Annotated in this window: 4 protein-coding genes and 1 pseudogene; all 5 read right to left on the bottom strand. The window is 55.4% G+C overall.

The features are described from left to right. Positions 1-223: 223 nt before the first annotated feature. Positions 224-625 carry a RidA family protein gene (locus K5905_RS25975; protein WP_297589591.1) on the bottom strand — a complete coding sequence of 134 codons (402 nt, stop codon included), beginning with the start codon at positions 623-625 and terminating at the stop codon, positions 224-226. 194 nt (positions 626-819) lie between these two features. Further along, the gene (locus K5905_RS25970; protein WP_297589588.1) at positions 820-1,566 is read right to left on the bottom strand and encodes an NUDIX hydrolase; all 747 of its coding nucleotides are present in this window, start codon (positions 1,564-1,566) and stop codon (positions 820-822) included. Then, positions 1,563-2,033 (bottom strand): DUF983 domain-containing protein, encoded by a 471-nt coding sequence (locus K5905_RS25965; RefSeq protein WP_297589584.1) that lies wholly within the window; start codon positions 2,031-2,033, stop codon positions 1,563-1,565. The genes K5905_RS25970 and K5905_RS25965 overlap by 4 nt, the downstream gene beginning before the upstream one ends. Beyond that, a pseudogene (rnr, locus tag K5905_RS25960) lies at positions 2,030-4,271 on the bottom strand (ribonuclease R). Before rnr ends, K5905_RS25965 begins: the two are co-directional and overlap by 4 nt. Before the next feature lie 62 nt (positions 4,272-4,333). Beyond that, on the bottom strand, positions 4,334-5,745 hold a 1,412-nt coding region (locus tag K5905_RS25955; RefSeq protein WP_297589581.1), incomplete at its 5' end, for a topoisomerase C-terminal repeat-containing protein.

The following is a 5,745-nucleotide window of genomic DNA, read 5'->3' as shown; positions in this document are numbered from 1 at the left end:
TTGGCCATGGCCTTGGATCCTGTTCTCGGTTATCGGGCATAGGGTTCTTATGGCCAGATTGGCTGGCGGTGAATCTGCCCCAATGTCTGAAATCAGCGGGCAAAGTACTCATCAGTGCGTCAAAGTCAAGCTCTGCCTGCAGTCTCGTTGATGTTTTGATCGGTCAGGACCCGAAATTAAGCGGGAAAACACAAGCCATCGTGCTCATCGGGTTCAGAAATGATCAACTTGCCTTAGGCATCCGGCTCGCGATTGCCTTGATTTCGATGATTGCGCCCTCTCGAACAAACCCGGCAACTTCGATCGCCGTCCAGGAGGGATAGGGTTCCTCGACATATTCGGCGCGAATGGTCTTGAACATCTCAAGATGGTCACGCAATCCCACATGATATGTCGTCATGTCGACGAGGGCGCTGTAACTCAGTCCATCTTTTGCCAGAACCAGTCCGACCTTTCTGAATGCGGTCCTGATCTGCGTTTCAGGGGCGCTGGAGATGCTTCCGTCCGCTTCTGCACCGGTTACGCCGGTCAGGAAAAGAAAGTCTCCGCACGCAAGGCCTGGAGACATTTTCCAGTCCTGATAAAAACTCTTCAATTCGTCAGGAACAATAGCGCGTTTCTTCATGGATCAGCCCTCCGAGCGCACGGACAGTTCGGATTGGTGTCTACCTGTGTGGAACTTGCCGTCAGTCTTCATCATAGACCAACCCACCGCAATCTCTCACAAAAACGTTCAGGGCCGCATCGCCGCACAATCCTGTTCACCAGGATCGAAACGCGGCACGACAGGTCATCGGAAAACGCCGGCGGTTATTTCAGTTAAATTAAGTCGCGCACGAACGCGCCGTTCCGGAAGTAGTAGTATGGCACTGCTGTTTCCGGAGAAAGGTCCGGATCTTTCTCCAACCGTTGCTCAAGATCCGTCAAAATCTTTGTGGTGATCAGCGGCAACTCTTTTTTTCGTGCTTCTTCAAGGGTCAGCCAGGCACAATCCTCAAGCTCTCCTGAGGGGCCTTTGCCGTCAGGCAGTTGATCGGCAATAGCGTCGGCCCAAACAGCAAGAAAACGGGTGTCGAAGCGGCGCGGTCGTTGCGGTGGGGTGATCGCCCTTGCAATCATCCGCAAGCCGCTCAGATCCGGCTGAATGCCACGTTCTGCAAAGGCCTCGAAACCGGTACCCAGCCGCATGATATCGTGGGAGGATTTATGGCCGATGAAAAGCCCGGCTTCCTCGTAAGTCTCCCGAATTGCAGCCAGTGCGAAAGCGCGCACGCGAGCGGAGGATTTGCTGTTTTTCAAACCCTCGGACAGTTTGGCTTCCACATCCGGGTGGTAAGGCAGAACATTGCCGATCCTTGAGTCGCCCGGGTCAACACGGCCACCCGGAAATACGAACTTTCCAGGCATGAAAGTGTGGCGCATATGGCGCCTTCCCATCAAAAGTTTGACATGCCCGCGCTTGTCCCGATCCAGAATAAGAAGCGTCGCTGCATCTTTGGGGCGGATATAGGGATGCTTGCCAGCCTGTTCGTCCTTTGCCAGCTGCTGTTCAAATGAACCGGTCATGAGATCCCTTCGGATGAATTTGAAAGCGGCGGCAGGTCGTCCTCGGCATCCGGATCGAAGCCGTGCATGTAAAGCGCCCACTGAAGCCCGATAAGCGCTCCCTTGATTGGTCGCATCAGACCCAATGAGAGCAGGATCGTCAATGGCAACCAAAGTGACATGTGAATCCAGATTGCGGGTCGCCAAAGAACCTCCACCACCAGAAGGGCCGGTATGATGATGTGACCCACTATAGTGATTGTGAAGTAGGGCGGCGCGTCGTCAGCCCGGTGATGATGGAATTCTTCACCGCACACTGAACAGGCATGATTGTTCTTGAGGAAACCGTTGAAAACGCGGCCGCGGCCGCAATTCATGCATTTGTTAAATGCACCGCGCAGCATGGCCTGCATTACCGGGCGGCGTGGTTTATCCTGAACGCTTTCGGGAATTTCTATTTCTTTGTTAAGCTCGTAACGAACCGTCACGAAGACCTCCTTCGGCTCTGTTTGCGTGCAGAGGTCTTTTTGCGCCCACCTTTGGGCGGCCCGCGCCGTGTCTTGGGCGCAGACTTTCGAATTCTCTTCCCTGCAATCCGTCCATTGCTGAGAAGTTCGAATGTCAAAGCACCGGCAAAAGGAGCTGCTTCCACCAGTCTGACCTCTACTTGATCGCCAAGTTGGTAGGTCTCGCCGGATTTGTCACCTATCAGGGCATGCGACCCTTCGTCATATCGGTAATAGTCCAGGCCGATCGTGGAGGCTGGCACGAACCCGTCTGCGCCGGTCTCCTCGAGGCGGACAAACAGGCCGGACTTGACCACGCCCGCAATGCGTCCCTGAAAGGTCGCTCCGATCTGGTCGCTCATCCAAAGTGCGATCAGACGGTCGATCGTGTCGCGTTCCGCCAGCATTGCACGGCGTTCTGCGCCGGAGATTTCAGCACCAATGGCTTCAAGCTTGCTCTCGATACCTTCCGGGAGGCCATCCTTGCCAAGATCAAGCGTGGAAATCAGACCTCTGTGCACTATCAGGTCGGCGTATCGGCGGATTGGGGAAGTAAAATGCGCATATCGACGAAGATTGAGACCGAAATGGCCGATGTTCTGCGGTGTATACTCCGCTTGTGCCTGACTGCGCAAAACCACCTCGTTGACCAAATGGGCTTGGGGTGTGTCCTTTACCTTTGCCAGAATGCCGTTAAAGGCGGCCGGTCTCAGGCCACCAGAGGACGGCAGCTTCATGTTGATCGTGGAAAGGAAGTCTTTCAGACTCTCGAGTTTTTCCGGCGTTGAGGCATCGTGGACGCGATAGAGTAGGGGGCTTTTCTTTTTCTCCAGTGTCTCGGCAGCTGCGACATTCGCCTGGATCATGAATTCTTCGATCAGCTTGTGCGCATCCAGGCGCTCGGGCACATAAACGCTGTCGACAGTGCCGTCCGACTTCAGCTTGATTTTTCTCTCCGGAAGATCGAGTTCCAATGGCTCGCGCGCATCCCGTCCTTTTTTCAAAACCTCATAAGCAGCCCAAAGAGGCTTCAGAACGCCGTCCAGCAGCGTTTCCGTTTTCTCGTCCACGACGCCGTCGATGGCTTTTTGCGCCTGAATGTAGGACAGCTTTGCCGCCGAGCGCATCAAAACACGATGAAAAGTATGGGTTTTCTTTCTACCGGTCTTGTCGAACGGCCATGGCCGGCTTGTCTTCCCTTTCTCGCAAGGAGCACAATTGGTTGGAAATGCGTTCCGGCAACATTGGGATCACCCGATCCGGAAAATAGACCGAATTGCCGCGAAGGTTTGCTTCCCTGTCCATGGGAGAGCCGGGCGTTACGTAGTGGGCAACATCAGCAATCGCCACGTAGACAATGTGCCCGTCCTTGTTGTCCGGGTTGGTATCGGGCTCGGCATAGACCGCATCGTCGTGGTCCTTGGCATCCGGCGGATCGATGGTTATCAGCGGAATTTGGCGCCAGTCTTCCCGGCTGCCGAGTTTTTCGACCGGTTTGGCTGCTTCGGCCTGAGCTTCCACGCTGGCGGGAAACACATGCGGTATGCCGTGTGACTGGAGGGCGATTTCCGATACGGCTTTTTCCGAATGCATCGATCCGAAACGCTCAACGATGGAAGCCCGTGGATGCCCGTAGCGTCCGGATCGGGTCACCTGAACGCTCACCAGGTCACTGTCCTCAGCTTCTTTCAGATCCTGCGGATCGATGTCCAACTCGCGTTGCTTCCGGTCAATCGGTTCTAGATAGGCAGGGCGGTCGCTGTCGCGCTTTCGGAAAATTCCAAGTATCGCCCCTTGTTTCTTTTCCAGAACCTTGATGACACGCGCCGTGTGCTTTGCTTCCGGACCAGCTTCAACGTCGCTCAAGCGAACGAGTGCCCGGTCGCCGAGGCCGGGTTGCGAGGATTTGGTCTTTCCCGTCAATACAAGAATTTTCGGTGGCTCACCGGCTTCGTCGTCCCAATCGACAGGAACTCCGAGGAGGTCGCCGTCACTGTCACGGGCAACCAGATTGGCAACAAACACAGGTGGAAGATCACCTGGCCTGATCATCCGTTTGTTGCGCTTTTCAATCAGTCCCTCTTCGGAGAGGTCCTTGAGCATTTTTTTCAAGTGAATGCGCGCACCGCCGATAATGCCGAAATGGCGTGCGATTTCGCGCTTGCCTGCCCGGCCCGGATTGTCGGCCACAAAAGCGAGAATATCTTCGCGGGAAGGCATCTCGCCTGGTACTTTGGCGTGTTTGCGTTTGGTGTGTTTGCGCGTGTTAATCCGTTTTGCGCTCAAGTCGCGTCATCCCAGGGCACCTCGGCAGACGAGGCGTCGACCGTGGCTTTGGTTGCTGTCTTCGCCGTCGATTTTTTAGCCGTCGTTTTTTTGGTCGCCGATTTCTTGGCTGCAGGTTTTTTCGCCGCTGCCTTTTTCTTCGATCCGCCCTTTGCGGCCTTGGCCGCAATCAGTTCAAGAGCCTGCTCCATCGTGACGGCTTTGGGGTCAGTGTCTTTCGGCAGCGTCGCGTTGATCTTGCCGTGTTTCACATAAGGACCGTAACGGCCGTCAAAAACATTGACCGGTCCGCCCTCATCGGGATGCTCGCCAAGCTCTTTCAATGGTGTTGCTGCCGTGCGTCCACCGCCCTTGGCTCGTTTTTCAGCCAGTGCGTCAACAGCCCGGTTGATGCCAACTGAGAATACTTCATCAGGCGTGGAAAGGTTCGCATATGTGCCTTCGTGCAACACAAACGGCCCATAGCGGCCAATACCGGCCGTAATCATCTTGCCGTCTTCCGGATGAGGACCGACTTCGCGCGGCAGCGAAAGAAGCTGCAGAGCCTTTTCAAGATCCATGTCGGCTGCCGACCAGCCACGGGGCAGGGATGATCGCTTCGGTTTGGCCTCTTCACCCAGCTGAACATAGGGGCCGAAGCGGCCGTTGCGCAAAGAAACCTCCAGGCCGGTTTCCGGATCGGTTCCAAACACCTTCGGGCCGTCATCGGCTTCGCCATCTTCACCATTCGGCTTGCCGAGCTGGCGAGTATAGCCGCATTCCGGATAATTGGAACAGCCGATGAATGCGCCCCAACGGCTAACCTTCAACGAAAGCTGACCAGTGTCGCAGGTCGGACATTTGCGTGGGTCCGACCCGTCTTCCTTTTCCGGGAAGATATGCGGACCAAGCAACTCGTTGAGTGCGTCGATAACTTCCGCGACCCGCAGATCCTTGATCTCGTCAACGGCTCCCGAAAAGCCGGTCCAGAAATCTTTCAACACATCCAGCCAGGAAAGTTCCCCGGCGGAGATTTTGTCGAGCTGCTCTTCAAGGCTCGCCGTGAAATCGAATTCGACATAACGCTGAAAGAAACTTTCCAGGAAAGCGATGACGATCCGGCCCTTGTCCTGAGGGACAAGTTGTTTCTTCTCGAGTTCGACATAGTCGCGGTCGCGAAGCGTTTGCAGAGTTGAAGCGTAGGTGGAAGGGCGACCGATGCCAAGCTCTTCCATCTTCTTCACCAGGCTTGCCTCGGTATATCGCGGCGGCGGCGTGGTGAAGTGCTGAGAGGATTCTATTGCGTCGGTTTTGCCATCCACGGAAGCAGCTGTCAGCGTTGCACCTTGATCCACAGCGGGCAGGCGACGTGAATTTTCGTCTTCTTCGTCATCGCGCCCCTCTTGGTAGAGGGCAAGAAAGCCGTCAA

It is taken from the genome of Roseibium sp., assembly GCF_025698965.1.
Lineage (GTDB): Bacteria > Pseudomonadota > Alphaproteobacteria > Rhizobiales > Stappiaceae > Roseibium.
The sequence above is the reverse complement of the archived record's forward strand: the minus strand, read 5'-3'. Positions and strand labels throughout refer to the sequence as shown.